The sequence below is a fragment of the Pseudomonas shahriarae genome (assembly GCF_014268455.2).
GTDB classification, from domain to species: domain Bacteria; phylum Pseudomonadota; class Gammaproteobacteria; order Pseudomonadales; family Pseudomonadaceae; genus Aquipseudomonas; species Aquipseudomonas shahriarae.
The window spans coordinates 2,459,914-2,477,498 of record NZ_CP077085.1; the positions used below are offsets into that span (position 1 = coordinate 2,459,914).

Below are 17,585 nucleotides of genomic sequence, written 5' to 3' on the forward strand. Positions count from 1 at the left end.
CATGTCGAGATCTCTGGGGAAATGGCTCACCGCACTCTGGCTGGTGGGTCTGGCGCTCACCGTCAGTGTGGCTCAGGGTGAGCCACACCCACTGCGTTTGCTGGGGCACTCCACCCTTGACACGCTGCAAGTGAACCTGGATGAGGCGGACTGGCGCTGGCTGCGCGAGCGCCGCACATTGGTGATGGGGGTTTCCGCCCCCGACTATGTCCCCTTCGATGTGACGGGCAGCAACGGCGAACTGGAGGGGATCACCGCTGATTATGCGGCGCTGCTCGCTGAGCTACTCGGCATCCCGATCCAGGTGCAGTGTTACGAGCACCGGGATCGACTCATTGCAGCCCTTAAACGCGGCGAGGTGGACTTTGTAGGCACGGCCAATGGCTATGAGGCGGCGGACCCTCAGTTGGCGCTTTCGCGCTCGTACGCCAACGACCAGCCAACCCTGGTGACGCGTATTGATGACAGTCAGGCGCTGAGTGCCGATCTCGACGGTAAACGCCTGGCCATGCTCTCCCACTACATGCAGCCCGAGGTGGTAGCGGCCTTTTATCCCAATGCCTCCTTGCAGACCTACCCGTCGACTTTCGAGGCGATTGGGGCCGTGGCCTTTAGCCAGGCGGATGTCTATCTGGGCGATGCAATCAGCACCAACTATCTGATTAACAAGAACAACCTCAACAACGTGCGGATGGCGGACTTTTCCAGCTTGGAGGTCAACCCTTTCGCGTTCGCGCTTGCCCGGGACAATATCCGGCTGCTGCATATCATCAATGCGGCACTGGCGGTGATTCCGGCCGATGAACAGATGGAGATCCTGCGCCGCTGGAGTGCCGGTAATCTGGGGATCGTTGGCCGTGAACGCCTGCGTCTGAGCGACAGTGAACAGCGCTGGCTGGACAAGCATCCAAGGGTCAGGGTGACGGCACTCGACAAGTTCCTGCCGTTGTCGTTTTTCAATGATCGAGGGCAATTCCGGGGCTTGAGTGCCGATGTCCTGGCCCAGATCAGCCTGCGTACGGGCTTGAAGTTCGATGTGGTGCGCGCAGGTTCGTTGCCCCGTCAAATCCAGCAGGTCAGCGATGGCGAGGCAGAGATGATCGCGTTCATCACACCGAGTGTGGCTCGCGAGGAAAAGGTTCGTTTTTCCCGGCCCTATTTGAGCAACCCATTCGTGCTGATCACGCGTGACGATGGCAGCACACCGGTCACACTCGACGATATGGCGGGCAAGCGCCTGGCGGTCATTGGCAGTAGCGTGCAGCGGGAAATCATTAGCCGCGACTACCCCAACGTTCTGTTGGTGAACGTGGAGAATTCCGCGCAGGGCATGGCTTTGGTCGCCAGCGGGGGTGTCGATGCCACGGTCAACGCACTGATCATTGCGCGCTACATGATTGCCCATCAATACCGTGACCGCCTGCGCATCACCAGTACGGTGGGCTCGCAGCCGGCGCGAATCGCTTTTGGCGTGGGGCGCGGCCAATTGGAGTTGTATTCGATCCTGGACAAGGCGCTATTGAGCATCACCCCCCAGGAGATGGATGAGTTGACCAACCGCTGGCGCAGCGAGTTGTTGATCGATGACAGCTATTGGCTACGCCACCGCAACACGATTATCCAGGGCTTCTCCCTGGCCGCCGTGTTGTTGCTGATCACCCTGGGCTGGGCCATTTACCTGCGCAGCCTGATCCGCAAACGTGCCCAGGCCGAGCGCGCCCTGAGCGACCAGATGCGCTTTATGAGCGTGCTGATCGACGGTACGCCGCACCCGATCTACGTGCGTGATCGCCTGGGGCGGTTGATGGCCTGTAACAGCGCCTATCTCAATGTTTTCGGCTTCCGCCTTGAAGACGTGATCGGTAAGACCGTGATGGAGACCGACACGGGGAACCAGCCCCAGGCCCAGTCCTACCATGAAGACTACTTGCGCTTGATGGAGCGCGGCGAACCGCAGATTCACGACCGGGTACTCAAGGTGCCCGGCGGCGCGACCCTGACCATTTATCACTGGATGCTGCCGTACCGTGACGGGGACGAAAGGGTCGTGGGCATGATTGCCGGCTGGGTCGATGTCAGCGAGCGCCAGCGTTTGCTGGGGCAGTTGCAGGAGGCCAAGGAAGGGGCCGACGCCGCCAACCGCGCCAAGACCACCTTCCTGGCGACCATGAGCCATGAGATCCGCACGCCGATGAATGCGGTGATCGGCATGATCGAACTGGCCTTGAAAAATGCCGAGCAAGGGCGTATCGACCATGACGCCCTGGCAGTGGCTTCCGACGCTTCGCGCGGCATGCTGGAATTGATCGGCGATATTCTCGATATCGCGCGGATTGAATCCGGCCACTTGTCCCTGACCCTGGAGCCGTCGAACCTGCGCGAGCTGCTGGTTTCGGTGGGGCGAATCTTCGAAGGGCTGGCGCGCACCAAGGGCCTGGTGTTGCAGGTGGAGCTGGACCCGCTGGTCGATCGCTACGTGTTGATTGATCCGCTGCGCTTCAAGCAAGTGGTCTCTAACCTGTTGAGCAATGCCATCAAGTTCACCGCCCAGGGCCATGTGCGCTTGAGTGCCAGTGGCTCGCCGGCAGTTGCCAATGGTTACCTGAGCCTGCGGCTGGTGATAGAGGACAGCGGCATCGGGATCAGCGTCGAGGACCAGATGCGCCTGTTCAACCCGTTTATTCAAGGGCGTAACACTGACCAGTCGGCGCGTAGTGGCTCAGGGCTTGGGTTGGTGATCAGCCGCAGCCTGTGTGAAATGATGGGGGGCCAGCTGAAATTGAGCAGCGTGCTGGGGCAGGGCACACGGGTCGAGGTCACACTGCCATTGGCGGTGGCCACCTCGGCCAGCGCACCGTCCGAACCGGTTGCCCTGGAGGCGCCGCCAGCCCATGCGTTGAATATCCTGGTGGTGGACGACTACCCCGCCAATCGTCAATTGCTGACCCGCCAACTGAGTTTCCTGGGGCACCGGATCACTACCGCCAACGATGGTGTGCAGGGCCTGGAGCGTTGGCAGACCGAGCGTTTTGACGGGGTGATCACCGACTGCAACATGCCGCTGAAAAATGGCTATGAGCTGGCCCGAGACATCCGTGCCGATGAGCGGGCCCGCGGCTTGGCCCCTTGCCTGTTGCTGGGGTTTACCGCCAATGCGCAGCCGGAGGAAACCGAGCGTTGCCTGGCGGCGGGGATGGACGGCTGCCTGTTCAAACCCACCGGGCTTGAGGACCTGCATGCCGCACTGGCTTCTCGCACGGCCATGCCTTCGGTCAATGAGCCGGTGCAGGCGGACCCGGTCAAGGCCCTCGACTTGAGCCGCTTGTTGAAGCTGACCGGCTCCGACACGGGGGCCGTCAAGGAACTGCTGGCACAACTGCTCGACAGCCTTGCTGCAGACCGTACGCAACTTCAGGCATTGCTTGAAAAGCACGACTACGCCCAGCTACACGACCTGGCCCACAGGACCAAGGGCGGGGCGCGTCTGGTCGAGGCGCAGACCTTGGTGAACCACTGCGAAGCGCTGGAAGCGGCTTGTGAACAGCGCGATCCCGAGGCACTGGTTTGTGCAGTGGCGGCTGTGCAAGAGGCCATTGATCAATTGCATCAAGCCCTGACGGATTACTGCAACCAGGCATAGAGGCAGGTCCGGCGCAGGGAATTTGGGAGAACTCCTACATGTAGAGGGAACTACGCTGATTTTTTCGTCGAAATATGTCTGGAAAAGTAGGCCGCTCCTTCCTTCCGCGAGCGATGCCTGCTCAGGGACTTGCGATGCCAACCAAAGCACTGACCATCCTGATTGCCGATGAACGGCACCTGCAACGGTTGCACATCGAAAAAATGCTCAACCAACTGGGCTATTACCGGATCGTCCCGGTGCAGACCTTCGATGAAGTGCTGATCCTGACGGATATCCCGGCTGAGCCATTTGACGTGTTGATTATCCATGCCGGCCTGGCCGCCGCCGCGGGCGGCGCATTGGCGTTCCAGCAGCAACATCCGCAGGTGCGCCATGTGCTGGTGTATGACGACCAGGACCTGGGGCCGCCTGCTTGCGTGGTGCCCCTGGCCCTGGTGCGTTTGCCGGGAGCGCCCGACAGCATCACCCTGGAACACTTTATGGACATCGTCGACCCGCCGTCACCGGCCAGTGGCTTGCGGGTCTTGCCCTGGCTGCGGGAGTTGGCGCGCAACCCGGCGGTTTAGCTCAGTCCCACTGCGGCGCAATACCCTTGGGGCTGATCAGGCGATGGCCGCGCTCAAGGCCTTCGATTTGCGCCATATCGGCTTGGCTCAACGTCAGTTGCACAGCCTTGAGGTTGCTCTGCAGGTTGGCGCGCTGGGTCGAGGACGGAATCACCGCATACCCCAGCTGCATGGCCCAGGCCAGGGCGACCTGTGCCGGTGTGGCCTGGTGGCGTGTGGCGATTGCCTGGATCACCGGGTCTTTCAGCACTTCGCCGTAGGCCAGGGTCATGTAGGACGTAATCTGGATACCGTGACGCGTGGCGAAATCCACCACCTTACGGTTTTGCAGGTAGGGGTGCAGCTCGATCTGGTGGGTGGCGATATTCTCGGCACCGACGGCGGCGATGGCTTCTTCCATCAGCGCTACGGTGAAGTTGGAGATGCCGATCTGCCGGGTCAGGCCCAGGCGCTTGGCTTCCAGCAACTGCCCCATGAACTCGGCGACGGGTACCTGGTTTTCTGGCGACGGCCAATGGATCAGGGTCAGGTCCAGGTAGTCGGTCTGGAGCTTGCGCAGGCTTTCATTGAGGCTGGGGATCAACTGGCCTTCGGCAAAATTGGCGATCCAGATCTTGCTGGTGATGAACAGTTCATCGCGGGGGATACCGCTGGCAGCGATGGCCTGGCCGACCTCGGCTTCATTGTCGTAGATCTGCGCGGTGTCGATGACCCGGTAGCCGAGATCGAGGCCGGTGCTGACGGAATCGATGACCACCTGGCCCTGCAGGCGGAAAGTGCCAAGGCCGAATGCGGGAATAGACATGTGTGACTCCTGTTGTGGCATGGACAATGGCGTTGAGTATCGGCTGCCGGCGCCAGGCGAAACACCCATGCTTGTTCAAATGACTCTTGACCAGAAGTCATGAGTGGCCCGCGCCTACAAGGTGTTGAGCTCGTGGGCCAACTCCAGCACCACTTTGCCGCTGCCGACAGTGGGCACCAGGTGCGTAAACGGGATATCGATCATGCGGTTTTCCCGCACCGCCCGCAGGCGCGACAGCACCGGGTCGCGGGTCAGCAACTGGCGTTTGCGGCTGGCAGGGGACCACACGGCGTCGGCCAGCAGGATCACATCCGGATCGCTCATCAATAACGTCTCACTGCTGACCGTGACCCGGTACTGGTTGATCCCAGCCAATATATTGTGCGCTCCGGCAGCCGCCAGCAGGGTGGTGACGAAACCTTGCCGTCCTTCGCTGTCCAGGCCGTTGACTTCACTGTCGAGGTAAAACACCGACAGCGGCTTGGCGGGCTTGGCCAATGCCTGGGCGCTGGCCAGGTCGGTGTCCAGGGCGTCAATCAGCTCGCGGGCCCGCTGCGGTTTATGCAGCAGCTTGCCCAGGGTCAGCAGGTCATTGCGAATGTGCCCGAAGTAATCCAGGGAATGCCCGGCACACGCCGACTCCAGCAGATACGAAGCCACGCCATTACCCGCCAGCCCGGTGCGTGAAGTAATGCCGCTGCCAAAAGCCGTGGCAAAGCCGCCCACTACCAGGTCCGGCTGTTGCCCGTACAGCACCTCGCTGGCCGGGTAGCGCGGAGCAATCACCGGCACAGCGAAATATGTGCCCTGCTTATGCGCGGCGCCGTTGTCATCCAGGTACGCCACGCCCACCAGCGCCGGGCCGGCCTCCAGGGCCAGCAGCATATCGGCGGCGTGCTGGTTGAGGGCGACAATCCGCGCCGGCGGCGTATGGGGCAGGTGCCACTCCTGTTGGCAATTGCGATAACTGTCCGCCAGGGCCGAGGCGCTGCACACCAGGGCGATGGCAAATCCTCCCAAGCGTTTCATGGGCGCTCCCGGATCAATAACTCTTCGAGCACCTCGCCGCCCACCAGGTGCACATCCACCAGGCGTACGGCATCGGCCTTGCTGCGCACTCCGTACCAGCAGCGCTCCGGGTACACCGTGAGCACCGGCCCCAGGTTGCAGGGGAACTGGCAATGGGTGCGGGTCAGCAGCACGCCGCCGGGCACTTCGATGTGCTGGTGTTCCAGCAGCCGTCGGCGCAGGGTTTTCCAGAGCTGCAGGGCGCCGCGCTGGGTGCAGCGCGGGCCGGTGCACAGCAGCACATGGCGGGCATGCTCGGGGATATGGGACCAGTCGGGGTGGCTGTCCACCCCGTCGATTTGTGTGATTTCAGTCATCAGAAGCGATACGTGTAACGCACCTCCGTGGTGAACGGTCGGCCCAGGTTGTCGACATTGCTGGAGCGGCTGGTGACATAGTCGCGGTCGAACAGGTTCTCTACCAGCAGGCTCACGCGGTGTTGGTGGGCGTTGTCGAGGTAGCGGTAGGCGTCGGCGTCCACCACCGAATAGTGGCCGTATTCGACTCTTTTCGAGCTGATCACATCGTGGATATAGCGGATGGCCGCGCCGGCGCCCCACAGGCGATTCTGCGACTCGAAACCCACCCGTGAACGGGCGAAGAAGCTTGGCACATCATTGAGAGTGACGCCGGCGCGCGACTCGGTCAGGTTGCGGGTCATGTCCGCCTGCAGGCTCCACTGCTGGTTGAGCGCCAGCTTGGCGTCGGCCTCGAAGCCACGCACCTGGATCTGCCCCTGGCCGTTGACCCAGTGGCTATCGTCGAGGGTGATCAGGTCGGTGATCTTGCGCTTGAACAGGGTCACGCTGGCGCTGAACTCGCGGTCGGCCAGCAGGCCCTTGTAGTCCAGGCCCAGCTCGGCGTTGCGGCTTTTTTCCGGCTTGAGGTTACGGTTGCCGATCTCGTCGCCGGGTTCATTGACAAACAATTGCTCGGCATTCGGCAGCTTGTAGGCGCTGCCGTACTGGCCGCGCAGGGCCCAGTTGGCATTGAGGTCGTAGAGCGAGGTGAGCATGCCGACCGTGGCACTGTCGCCGCCGCTCATGGTTTCGTGGCGCAGGCCGATGCTCGGGTGCCAGTCGGGCAGGGCGTCGATCTGCGGGCGCAGTTGGCTGTACAGGGCGTGGGCTTCGGCCTTGTTGTTGTCGATGATCAGTACATCGTCCTGGCCCTTGAACCACTGGTTGTCGGAGCCGAACACCAGCACATGGCCGCCTTCAAGCTCAGCCTTGCCTTCGGCTTGCACGCCCCAGTCGGTGAACCCCCAGTAGTCATCGCGGTTACGCACCACGGTGCCACCGTCGGCGGTGTTGTTGACCCGCGAGTAACGCGTGTCCCAATCGTTGATATGGCCCTTGACGAAGTAACTCAGCCGTTCATTGAGGCGTTGCTCGAAGGTCGCCGTGGCGATCTGTTGCACGCGGTCGTTGGTGGTCTTGCGGTTGTTGGTGGCGCCGGCGAAGTCCAGGTTGGCGTCGGAGTACTGGTAGAACAGCTCCAGGCGCGAATCATCGCCCAGGGACTGGATGGCCTTGGCGCCGAAGGTGGTGACTTCGTAGGAGCGTTTCTTGTCGCTGACGTTGCTCATGTCACGGTTGCGAAACGGCTGGTAACCCTCGGACACGTTGTGGCTGACGTACGCCAGCAGGCCCAGGTCGCCCAGGCCGTTAGTGAAAATCCGCTCGGCCCGGGCATCGCCGGTGGTGCCGCCAAAGGTATCGACGCCCAGGTTGGTTTCGCCGGACACGTCACGGGTCTGCGGGCTGCGCGTGACGATATTGATCACACCCGCCACCGCCTGGGTACCGAACAACAGGCTCTGGCCGCCCTTGAGCACTTCGATGCGCTCCACGGCGTTGGCCGGCAGGGTGTCCAGGTACAGGCCGCCGTACAGGCGGTTGTTCAGGCGCACGCCATCGAGCAGGATCAGGGTGTCGTCATTGCGCCCGCCCAGCAGGGAATAGGTGCCGTAGTCGAAGGGGCCGTTTTTCGGCGCAACGTAAAAGCCGGGAATAAACATCTGCATCGCCCGGGTGATATCGGCGCTGGGGCCGGCGCGTTCGATCTGTTCGCGGCTGACAATCTCGACTTTGCTGCCGTACTGGGCCATATCGGCCACGGTGGTGGATTCCACCGACGGCGCAGAGACGATCTGCTGGTTGAGCACCAGGGCTGTGTCATCGGCGAGCAGCAGCGGGCTGAACAGGCAACCCAGGAGCAGGGTCGGGCCAGAGGTAGAGGAACGTTGGAAAATCATAGTCTTCTCGAAAGTATCTTCGCAGAAGCACGCAGGAGAAGGCACCGGGCACACACCGATACCGGCCCATGCCCGCCCACCGCAGGATTATGCCAAACAGAAATTCCAGGCCGGTCTCCGGGCTCTCGCGTATCGAACCCTTCACCTTCCCATGGCGCTCTGGCCACAGTGGTGTGTCGAAGGGGTCACGCGAATACCGTTGCGGGGGCAGCACCGGACTTGCTCGAATGAGCGTACCGGTTTCCCGTTTCACCCTATGCACGGCGGCATAAGGCACCTGAAACAGGGCGGCATCTGAACATTCGCAGGCCCTTTCGTCAATCTGGCGCAGCGATTGTGCAGTGCCGCCAGTGTGCTGATGCTCAGCGGCTTGCCGCGGTGGCGCCGGTGCGGGGCGGGAAATACACGGGGTAGTAGGAGAAGAGCACATATTCGAGCGGGTTGCGGATCAGGGAAATACCCGTGCGGTCCTTGACCGTGTCCACGCTGTCGTATTGGGCGTAGGTGTCACTCACCAGTTTTGGGCCTTTCTGCGTCCCATGCATCTGGATGCCGGTCTTGAACTCGGCGGTGACCAGCTCGGGGCTCGGGGTCACGGTCACGGTGCCCACGAAGGCCTTTACCGGCTTGTTGATCAGCCGCTGGAACTCGGCGGCGAAGGAGTTCTCGGCGCCATTGCCGGAGTAGCAGACAAGCAAGCGAACGTTGTCGAACTGGCTGGGATCAATGCCTTTGGCGAGCAAGTGGGCATGCAGTTGCTCGGCGGTATGCTCAGCACCGTCATACAGGATGGTCGAGCTTTTACCGGACAGTTGTTCCCTGAAGCTGAGGTCGCGACCATGAGCGTTGATGTTGAGCCGAGGTTTGCCTTTGTATTCATCTTCAAAGCTGAACAGGTTGCCTTTGATCAGTTGCATCTTTTGCATGTTGCCCTTCATCACGATCAGGCGCCGGACCTTTTCGCCATTCGGCGCCTCGATGATGCTGTTGTGGCTGCCACTGCGCAGCGCTGCCTGGGTCACCTCCGGCGTCGGTGGGGGATCGACCGGCCTGCGTGAGGAGCGTGCTCGAGAGTGGGTCACCAGCATTGCAAAGTTGAGCAGCAAATCCGCCATGGCCGTTTCTTTGTCCGGCGTGGCGTTGTCCGCCAGCGTTTGCAGGTCGCTGAGAATGCCCTGGAACTGCAGCGCCGTGCCAATGGCAGCGCCGGGGCCGCGCAGGGCCGGCAGTACCGCGTTGAGCAACAGATAGCCGCCTTCCTTGAGCGTTGCCCAGCGGCTTTCGGCGTCGGAGACAGATTGTTGTTCGGCCATGCTGATCACGCCCTGGGCATTGGCGTCGTACAGGTGGTTCATCAATTGCCCGGTTTGCAGTTTGGCCTTCAGGGCATCGGCAGCGGCATAGCCGCCCACCGCCAGTGTGGGCGCAGCGGGAACGGTTTCTCCGTCGCCCACGCCAAACAGGCTGGTGGTCTGGGTGGAGGGCTCCTTGAAACTCCATGCCTTGTAGTAGTCGCGGGTCGCGTTGTCGGGAAACCAGGCCAGGATGTCGTTTTGCAGGCGCCCCGGTTGCTGGATGGCCTCCAGCAAGGCCTGGCGGGTGGGGAATTGCAGCAGCGGTGCGTCGGCGATCAATGGGCGGTAGAGAATATGCGGGCCGCTGATGCTGTCCTCGGGTTCGATCAGGTACATGTTGTCGACCACCTCGGGTGTGGCGCCTGGCCCGGCAACGAACGCCAGCGGGCGGACGACGATCTCTTTGCCATCGACGGTCTGTGCACCGGGTTGCGGGTTGACGGCCGCCTGCACGTAGCGCAACCCTGTGGTATCGAACCCCGATTGTTTGTTAACCGCCAGCTCCAGGGCCTTGATCTGCAGTTCCACGGGGACTTGCTGGGCAAACAGGGACTGGCGTTGGGCTTTTTTGACGGGATCGTCCAGCAGTTCGCGCTTGAGCAGCTCGGGGTAGCTTTTACCCACGTCGACCTTCTCGATCAGTTTCTGCAGTTCGCCATCCTTTTCCAGCTCCGGAACCCGCGTGTTACCCGGTTTGAGATAAACCTCCACGTCGCGGCTGGGCAGCCCCGACAGGTTTTTCAGGAGCACATCGGTCATGCTCATGCGTTCGCGATGGAGACTGCCGCTGACCACCCCACCTGGCGAGTTGCCGCCGACGGGCACCTTGAACACCACCTCCAGGTTTTTCGCCGGGTGGCTCACCGCCTTCAGTTGATCGAAAGCCTGTTCGGCAAAGGGCCGGATATCCGGGATATCGCTGTTGTAGGTCCGCCCTTTATTGCGCTGGGTGATACTCGCCAGTTGCAGGCTCAGTTCACGCAAGACAACACGCTCGGCCTCGGTGGCGTTGCTGACCCAACTGGGCATCTTGCGTGAAGGCTGATCCAGTGTGTCCAGGTTCAGCCAGCTGGGGTCGGGAGCAAGGCTGTTATCCAGACGCTGAGTGATCACCGTCTCGGCCTGGGCCTGGAAAGCATTGCCGTCGACCTTACGCAAGGTGTTGAGAAGCCGTTGTTCAGGGGCCTGCGCTTTGAGCTGTCGCTCCCGTGCCGCGTTGAACGCCGCGTAGGAGTCATAGGGGGTGACTTTGCCGCTGGGTTCGCACAGCAGCAGAATCGTGCGCTCGCCGACATGGCGCTGAATCAGCAGGTTGGCTGAAGTGGACTCTATCGCGCCCTGGTTGGGCTCTGAAATGCTGCCGAGGTTGAATACCGTCACCTCGGCACTGTCGTTGGAGCTTGGGCGCGTCGATCCGTTGGGGTAGCGCACCACCAGGTCCAGGGTTTCGCGCTGCAGATCGTCCAGGCCCGGCTGCTTGAGTGCGGCCAGTCGCAGGTTGTCCCGTAACAGGTTACTGATCAGTGTCCGGCGACTGCCGGCAAACGGGCTGAGGCTTGCACGGGTGGGGGCGCCGAAGGCGGGCTGGTCCCAATAGTTGGATACGTCGGTTGTCAACGCCTGCGCCAGTTGGCCTGGCAGCGCACGGAATGCGCTTTGGATCGCGCCCATGTCAACGGCGAGTGGGGTGTCCGGGGTGTTGCCGGTATGGGTCAGGACGTCTGGGCGGGTGTCGACCAGTTTGCTGTTGGCGGGCAAGTCGGGGACCGCACCGTCTACCAGGTATTCCAGGGCCAGCGTCGTCAGCGGCTTGCGTTTGAACTGACCCGGGTTGTCCGGGTCGGGCTGGGCCAAGTCGACCTGATTGATGTCGAAGTCCAGCCCGGGTGATGCACTCTTTATGGCGTCCGTCAGCAGCCGTCCCACGACCGCTTGCAAACCGGGCTCGCCGGCAAACTGCTGTCTGGCAATCTCGGCGGTCGGGGAGCGGCGGGGAGGGATGGTGATGGGTTTATCGGCGGCAGCTTGCTGATCGAGTTGTTGTTTGACGGCCAGTTGGTTTTGCTTGACCTCCCGTGATCGCGGGTCGTGCGCAGCGTTGGTCAACGCGCTGAAGCCGTTGCGATTGAGGGCCGAGCTCTGCTTGAGCACGCCTTGCAGGCTGGGATCCGCTGGCGGCTCGCCATAGAAACTCAGAACCTGGCCCAGGCTTGCGGTTTCAACGTTGAAGCACGGTACGAGCGCCCCGGTTCCGGCACTCAGTTTTTTCGCCAGCGCCACTATGGCCGGGGCCACCTGCGCCCAGCCTGACGAGTCATCGTGCGTGAACATCTTGGGCGGCGCATCGGAGCCTTTGGGGCTGCGGACCAGCAGGTTGCCGGTGGTCGGGTCCACCCTGAGGTTGGCAACGACCAGGTTGTTTTTTTCGACGAAATCCAAAAAAGCCTCACTGGAGAGGGCTTCGTTAAATGCCTTGAATGTTTGGGCCAGTGTCGAAAGGGGCGGCAGTTCCAGAAACAGGCGCCTGGCAGGGGGCAGGGCAGCAGCGGGGCGCGTTTCTTTGCGCAGCGTCAGCAGGGCTGTCGCGGTGTTCTGCGCCAACTCCCGGTCAGCCTCATCAACCTGCGCGGACGGCGTTTGCTCAAGAGGCACTGAGGCGGGTTCTTTGGCGAGGACCTCTGCGGTTTGGCGTTGCTGTTCGACGATATGTGCAGCTTGCAGGCTATTGGTGTTTGCCGGCAGGAGGGAGGGAAACGATTGCTGGGTCAGCAACTGCTCGATTGAGGCTGACCGCTGGCTTTTGGTGCTGTAGGCGTCATGGCCGTAGAAGTCGCCGATCAGCGCCAGCGGAGCACTGTGTTCCCCGGTATGCGCGAAGGAGTGCTCAGCGCTGGGTTCCAGTGCTCTTGCCGCAGCGGCAACGTCTGCGGATGCCGCTTCCCACCCGGGGGTGTATTTCGAGAAGTGGCCAGACGCACCGCGAATTTCGAAGTCCAGCGACGCTGAACTGGGGGTCCAGGTAAAGTTTTGCGTATTGATGGTGTTGTTTTTGGCAAACGTTGCAAAAGGCTCTGCTTTCAAGGCGTCGTTGAATTTTTTCCAGGCCCTGCCGAATGTGGAGTAGGGCGGGATGTTGTTAACGGTCATTTTGCTCGGGTCGAAGTCTGCAGCAGGCTCGTTGGATGTCTCGTGAGAGGCCAGGGTCAGGGCGTACTGTTTCGCCAGTTCGCGGTCACTGTCTTGCACGAGTTGCCGGGCATTCTCCAGTTCGTGGGCAGTCACATCCACGGCGTCGCGCCGGGATCGACTTGACGAGTGGGCTGCGCCCGATTCCGGCGGGGGTTCTGCGAAGGAGCGTGTGGCATTGGAAAAACTAGGTAGGCGTGATTCGATAGAATTCATGGACACGTCCTTGAAAATAAGGGGGGGATGATTCTTTGAACGCAGTGATTCAGCGGCCAGGGCAATGACTGGGTGATGAGCGACGAGCATCAGTTCCGCTGCAGGTTGTAAGCGCCTTCAAGTGCGATCCACAGGGGCTGGTTTACGGCGTGTGGGCGGCCTACAGTGGCGCGACTTGCCTGGATCGCTGTGACATCTAGAAATCACTTAACCCGTGGAGCTTTGTATGCCGGCCACTCGCTTGACCCTGATTGCCCACGCCAGCACCCAGGCCCGCAAACGCTCGCGTTTTGCCTTGGATGAACCGTTGGAGACGGAGGGGCAGCAGATGCCGTTGGCCCAGGCAAAGCGCTTCAAGCGCGCCCCCCGTTTGCTGTGCGGCCCCGAGCTGCGCACCCGGCAGACGGCCCTGCTGTTTGGCGAGCACCCGCAGGTAGACGAGGCCCTGCGCGACTGTGATTTCGGGCGATGGCGAGGGCAGCGCCTGGATGAGATAGAGCAAGCCGAACCCGAGGCTTTGCAGGCCTGGTTGACGGACAGCACGGCCGCTCCCCATGGCGGCGAATCCGTTGCACAAGTGTGTGAACGGGTCGGGCAGTGGCTGCACACCCTGGAGCAGATCCCGGGCCATGTCGTGGCGGTGACTCACCCCTTTGTGATCCGCGCCGCGTTGCTCTGCGTCATGCAAGGCCCGCTGGCGATGTTCAACCGGATAGATGTGGAGCCGTTGTCCTCCACCGAACTGCGTTTCAACGGTGTGTGGCGCCTGCGCCTGGAAACACGCGAGACCTGAGCCGCGCGAACATGGCAAAATCGTAGCCCCGCACTGAGAACCCCTTCATGAAAAAGATCCTGATCATCGGCATTGGCGCCGGCAACCCCGACTACATCACGATGCAGGCGGTGAAGGCGCTTAACCGCACCGACGTGTTTTTCCTGATGGACAAGGGCCAGAGCAAGGACAAGCTGATCGACCTGCGCCGGGAAATCTGCCAGACCTATATCGACGCCGACCGCACCTATCGCTTTGTCGAAGCCGACTGCCCCGAGCGTGTGCGTGGCGAGGTCGACTACACCACGGCCGTGCAGGATCTGAATCGCGACAAGCAACAGACGTTCGAGCGCATGATCAACCAGGAAATGGCCGACGGCGAAGTGGGCGCTTTCCTGGCCTGGGGCGACCCGGCGTTGTACGACAGCACCATCCGCATCCTGCAGGCGATCCTGGCCAGTGGCGGCAGTGAGTTTGAGTTCGAGGTCATCCCCGGGATTACCAGCGTCCAGGCCCTGGCGGCCCAGCACAAAGTGCCGTTGAACCGCATTGGCCGGTCCATCGAGATCACCACCGGGCGCCGGCTCGCGGCGGGGCAGGCCAGCGATGCCGATACCCTGGTGGTGATGCTCGACGCCGAGGACTCCTACCGCAGCGTCGCGGACCAGGACCTGGAGATTTACTGGGGCGCGTACCTGGGCACGCCGGATGAAATCCTGATCAGCGGCAAGGTGGCCGAGGTGGCCGAGGAAATCGAGCGCGTGCGCAAGGCGGCGCGCCAGGCCAATGGCTGGATCATGGATACCTACCTGCTACGCAAGCCGTAGGGGGGAATGCAATAAACAAAGTGGGAGCGGGCTTGCCCGCGATGGCGGCGTGTCAGTCAGCCTATGTATTGGCTGATACACCGCGATCGCGGGCAAGCCCGCTCCCACATTGGATGTGTGGTTCCTAGGGGGATGTCACTTGCCGCTGGTGATCTGCCTGACCAGCAGTCCATGCCCGGTCACATCCTCGGCCCGGGAAATGGCCTGGATCACCAGCAACCGGTTGCCGGAGCCTGCGAGGAAGGTCGAGTTCAAGGTCTTGCCGCCGCCCATGGTGGCCGTGCCATCAATCTGGCGCAGGCCCACGCCTTTGATCAGCAGTTTTTTCTGCGTCAGTTTCTTGTAGTCCGGCAGGCTGGTGCCGACGTCCTTGAGGAAACCCTCGACCGCGCTGTCGAGAAACAGCGGTTCGTCGTCCTTCAAGTCGATCCCGTCATTGCGCAGGGTCTGGGCCACCACCACCACGCTTTTTGAGGCCTGGTTGATATACATCGTGCCGTTGGCGCCAGCGGTGCCCTGGGCTTGCGCGCCGGCAGGCAGGGCATCGGCGACATAGCCCTTGGGCAGGGTGAAGGTGAATTTGCCGTCCAGGGTCGAGACGATCTGGAAGTCGTCCGGCGGCGCGGCGGCCGGCTTGGCTGCCGCGAACAGCGGGCTGGCGCCCAGGCTGACGGTCAGCGCCAGGGCCAGGCGGGTGGCGATTTTGCTGAGGGTGAGCATGAGGTCTTCCAATGGATGAACGAAATTGCGCCATATTCTGTCAGAAAATTCGCAATTTCGTTCGGATCCATCCTCAGACCTTTGCGGATTCCTCTTCGAGGCGGTCCATTTCAAACAACCGCGCCAGTTCCGCACGGGCTTCCTGGGCCGACTGCATCACCTTGGCCGCGTCGTCGTACACCGCGTGCTGGGCCGCCAGCAATTGCAGGTCGTGGTGCTTGAAGCGGTTGATCCGTGCATCGGCCTGGGTCTCGCTCAGGCCCAGGCCGACCAGGGTGCGGCGGCTCATTTCCAGGCTGGAATAGAAGGTTTCGCGCACCGGTGACGCGTCCAGGTCCACCAGGCGGTGTACGTGCTGGCGGTTACGGGCGCGGGCGATGATCTTCATGTGCGGGTACAGATTGCGCACCAGCTCGGCGGTCTTGATGTTGATTTCCGGATCATCCATGGCAATCACGAAGTACTCGGCCTGGTCGACCTTGGCCGCGTGCAGGATCTCTGGGCGCTGGGGATCGCCGTAGAACACCGGCATGCCGCCGAAACTGCGGGTCAGATCGATGGTTTCCACCGAGGTGTCGAGGGCGATAAACGAAATGTTCTGCGCCCGCAGGATCCGCGCCACGATCTGCCCCATCCGGCCCATCCCGGCGATCACCACGCGCGGCGCATCGCTCTCGATCGCGCGGTATTCTTCCGGCACGTCCACCGGCTTGGTCTTGGGCCGGAACAGCTTCGGGCACAGCAGTAGCAGGAGCGGGGTGAGGGCCATGGACAGGGTGATGGTCAGCACCAGCACATCGTACAGGTGCGGGGCAAACAGGCCTTGGTCGCGGCCGATCTTGAACACCACAAAGGCAAACTCACCGCCGGCCGCCAGGACCACGCCCAGGCGCACCGCGCTCTCGCGGTTCAGCTCGCCGACCATCTGCCCGACTGCGTACAGCAGCGGCAACTTGATGGCGATCAGCAGCAGGGTCAGGCCCAGCACCACGAAGGGCGTGCTGAACAACAGGCCGATATTGGCGCCCATGCCCACGCTGATAAAGAACAACCCCAGCAGCAGGCCCTTGAACGGCTCGATCTGCGATTCCAGTTCGTGGCGGTATTCCGAGTCGGCCAGCAGCAGGCCGGCGAGGAATGCGCCGAGGGCCATGGACACGCCCACCAGCTCCATCAGCCAGGCGGTGCCGATCACCACCAGCAGCGCGGTGGCGGTGGACACTTCGCGCAGGCCGGTCTTGGCGACAATACGAAACACCGGCCGCAACAGGTAGCGACCGCCGATGATCACCACGGCGATGCTGCCCAGTACCTGCAAACCGTGGTTCAGGTCCTGGGCGGCAGTGGTGGTGTGGTCGCTGCCGGCCAGCAGCGGCACCATGGCGATCAATGGGATCGCCGCGATGTCCTGGAACAGCAGGATCGCAAAGGCCAGGCGCCCGTGGGGGCTGTTCAGTTCTTTGCGTTCGGCCAGGCTTTGCAGGCCGAAGGCGGTGGAGGACAGCGCCAGGCCCAGGCCCAGCACAATCGCGCTATTCCACGACTGACCAAAGGCCCAGAGCGCTACTGCACCCATCACCATTGCGGTCAGCAGCACCTGCGCCAGGCCCACGCCAAACACCGCCTTGCGCATCACCCACAGGCGTTTTGGCGACAGTTCCAGGCCGATGATGAACAGCAACAACACCACCCCCAGCTCGGAGAACTGCGCGACACTTTGCGGGTTGCCCACCAGCCCCAGCACCGAGGGGCCGATGATCACACCGGCGAACAGATAGCCCAGCACCGCGCCCAATTGCAGGCGCTTGGCCAGAGGCACGGTCAGCACCGCCGCCAACAGGAAAACTACGGCCGCTTGTAACAGGTTGCCTTCATGGGGCATCGCTTACTCCAGAATCTTTGAGGCGAATCGACAGGGCGCTATTAGAGCGCGCTTTTACGCTGTTGAATCTGAATTTTTGCCAAGGCACGACGCATTGCGCCAGCGCCTGTTGAGCCAGGAAAGCCTGGCCAAGGCATTAGATATCAACCAGGCGGCGGTTTCCAAGATGGAGCGTCGTACCGATAGGTACATCAGCACCTTGCGCAACTACATCCGGGCGACGTTCCCGGACGGGCAGGTCAAGATCGACAACTTCGCCACCTATTGTGCTGGATGCAGTCCTTTACA

General features: G+C 62.0%; 11 protein-coding genes, 1 pseudogene and 1 riboswitch. Of the genes and pseudogenes, 5 read left to right on the forward strand and 7 right to left on the reverse strand.

What is annotated here, in order from left to right; all coding sequences use genetic code 11:
• Window position 1 precedes the first annotated feature (1 nt).
• Entirely contained in the window at window positions 2-3,640 is a 3,639-nt protein-coding gene (locus HU773_RS11000; RefSeq protein ID WP_057959181.1) for a transporter substrate-binding domain-containing protein, read from the forward strand.
• A gap of 134 nt (window positions 3,641-3,774) precedes the next feature.
• Window positions 3,775-4,209, forward strand: a complete 435-nt coding sequence (locus tag HU773_RS11005) for a chemotaxis protein CheY (RefSeq protein ID WP_120732520.1) — start codon at window positions 3,775-3,777, stop codon at window positions 4,207-4,209.
• A gap of 1 nt (window position 4,210) precedes the next feature.
• Here the strand turns inward: HU773_RS11005 and dkgB are convergent, their stop codons facing one another.
• The 5 genes from dkgB to HU773_RS11030 all read right to left on the reverse strand — a co-directional run bounded on the left by dkgB (window position 4,211) and on the right by HU773_RS11030 (window position 12,982).
• Window positions 4,211-5,014: a 2,5-didehydrogluconate reductase DkgB gene (dkgB, locus tag HU773_RS11010; protein ID WP_186625872.1), complete on the reverse strand. Its 804-nt coding sequence runs from the start codon at window positions 5,012-5,014 to the stop codon at window positions 4,211-4,213.
• Between the two features lie 114 nt (window positions 5,015-5,128).
• On the reverse strand, window positions 5,129-6,043 hold the full coding sequence (locus HU773_RS11015) for an ABC transporter substrate-binding protein (protein WP_186625871.1): 915 nt from the start codon (window positions 6,041-6,043) through the stop codon (window positions 5,129-5,131).
• Window positions 6,040-6,399 (reverse strand): (2Fe-2S) ferredoxin domain-containing protein, encoded by a 360-nt coding sequence (locus tag HU773_RS11020; protein WP_057959185.1) that lies wholly within the window; start codon window positions 6,397-6,399, stop codon window positions 6,040-6,042. Before HU773_RS11020 ends, HU773_RS11015 begins: the two co-directional genes overlap by 4 nt.
• Entirely contained in the window at window positions 6,399-8,339 is a 1,941-nt protein-coding gene (locus tag HU773_RS11025) for a TonB-dependent receptor plug domain-containing protein (RefSeq protein ID WP_120732526.1), read from the reverse strand. Before HU773_RS11025 ends, HU773_RS11020 begins: the two co-directional genes overlap by 1 nt.
• A 91-nt stretch (window positions 8,340-8,430) precedes the next feature.
• Window positions 8,431-8,635: riboswitch (cobalamin riboswitch) on the reverse strand.
• A 66-nt stretch (window positions 8,636-8,701) separates the two neighbouring features.
• The gene (locus HU773_RS11030; protein WP_186625870.1) at window positions 8,702-12,982 is read right to left on the reverse strand and encodes a hypothetical protein; all 4,281 of its coding nucleotides are present in this window, start codon (window positions 12,980-12,982) and stop codon (window positions 8,702-8,704) included.
• Window positions 12,983-13,322: 340 nt separating this feature from the next.
• On the opposite strand from HU773_RS11030, the gene HU773_RS11035 reads away from it, so the two are divergent.
• Window positions 13,323-13,889, forward strand: coding sequence for a histidine phosphatase family protein (locus HU773_RS11035; RefSeq protein WP_057959188.1), 567 nt, complete (start codon window positions 13,323-13,325; stop codon window positions 13,887-13,889).
• 47 nt (window positions 13,890-13,936) lie between these two features.
• Window positions 13,937-14,695: a precorrin-6A synthase (deacetylating) gene (gene cobF, locus HU773_RS11040; RefSeq protein WP_057959189.1), complete on the forward strand. Its 759-nt coding sequence runs from the start codon at window positions 13,937-13,939 to the stop codon at window positions 14,693-14,695.
• A 135-nt stretch (window positions 14,696-14,830) separates the two neighbouring features.
• On the opposite strand, the gene HU773_RS11045 is transcribed toward cobF, so the two are convergent.
• Both HU773_RS11045 and HU773_RS11050 read right to left on the reverse strand, forming a co-directional pair.
• Complete coding sequence (locus HU773_RS11045; protein ID WP_057959190.1) at window positions 14,831-15,415, reverse strand: DcrB/PsbP domain-containing protein; 585 nt, start codon at window positions 15,413-15,415, stop codon at window positions 14,831-14,833.
• 73 nt (window positions 15,416-15,488) lie between these two features.
• Entirely contained in the window at window positions 15,489-17,297 is a 1,809-nt protein-coding gene (locus HU773_RS11050) for a monovalent cation:proton antiporter-2 (CPA2) family protein (protein WP_169990023.1), read from the reverse strand.
• Window positions 17,298-17,337: 40 nt separating this feature from the next.
• Between HU773_RS11050 and HU773_RS11055 the strand changes: the two are divergent.
• Window positions 17,338-17,556 (forward strand): annotated as a pseudogene (locus HU773_RS11055) (helix-turn-helix domain-containing protein); the annotation flags it as partial.
• Window positions 17,557-17,585: the final 29 nt, after the last annotated feature.

Bases quoted from the DNA above. Each gene is read 5' to 3' on its own strand.
- HU773_RS11000 (WP_057959181.1), top strand. From the start codon at position 2: ATGTCGAGATCTCTGGGGAAATGGCTCACCGCACTCTGGCTGGTGGGT.
- HU773_RS11005 (WP_120732520.1), top strand. From the start codon at position 3,775: ATGCCAACCAAAGCACTGACCATCCTGATTGCCGATGAACGGCACCTG.
- dkgB (WP_186625872.1), bottom strand. From the start codon at position 5,014: ATGTCTATTCCCGCATTCGGCCTTGGCACTTTCCGCCTGCAGGGCCAG.
- HU773_RS11015 (WP_186625871.1), bottom strand. From the start codon at position 6,043: ATGAAACGCTTGGGAGGATTTGCCATCGCCCTGGTGTGCAGCGCCTCG.
- HU773_RS11020 (WP_057959185.1), bottom strand. From the start codon at position 6,399: ATGACTGAAATCACACAAATCGACGGGGTGGACAGCCACCCCGACTGG.
- HU773_RS11025 (WP_120732526.1), bottom strand. From the start codon at position 8,339: ATGATTTTCCAACGTTCCTCTACCTCTGGCCCGACCCTGCTCCTGGGT.
- HU773_RS11035 (WP_057959188.1), top strand. From the start codon at position 13,323: ATGCCGGCCACTCGCTTGACCCTGATTGCCCACGCCAGCACCCAGGCC.
- cobF (WP_057959189.1), top strand. From the start codon at position 13,937: ATGAAAAAGATCCTGATCATCGGCATTGGCGCCGGCAACCCCGACTAC.
- HU773_RS11045 (WP_057959190.1), bottom strand. From the start codon at position 15,415: ATGCTCACCCTCAGCAAAATCGCCACCCGCCTGGCCCTGGCGCTGACC.
- HU773_RS11050 (WP_169990023.1), bottom strand. From the start codon at position 17,297: ATGCCCCATGAAGGCAACCTGTTACAAGCGGCCGTAGTTTTCCTGTTG.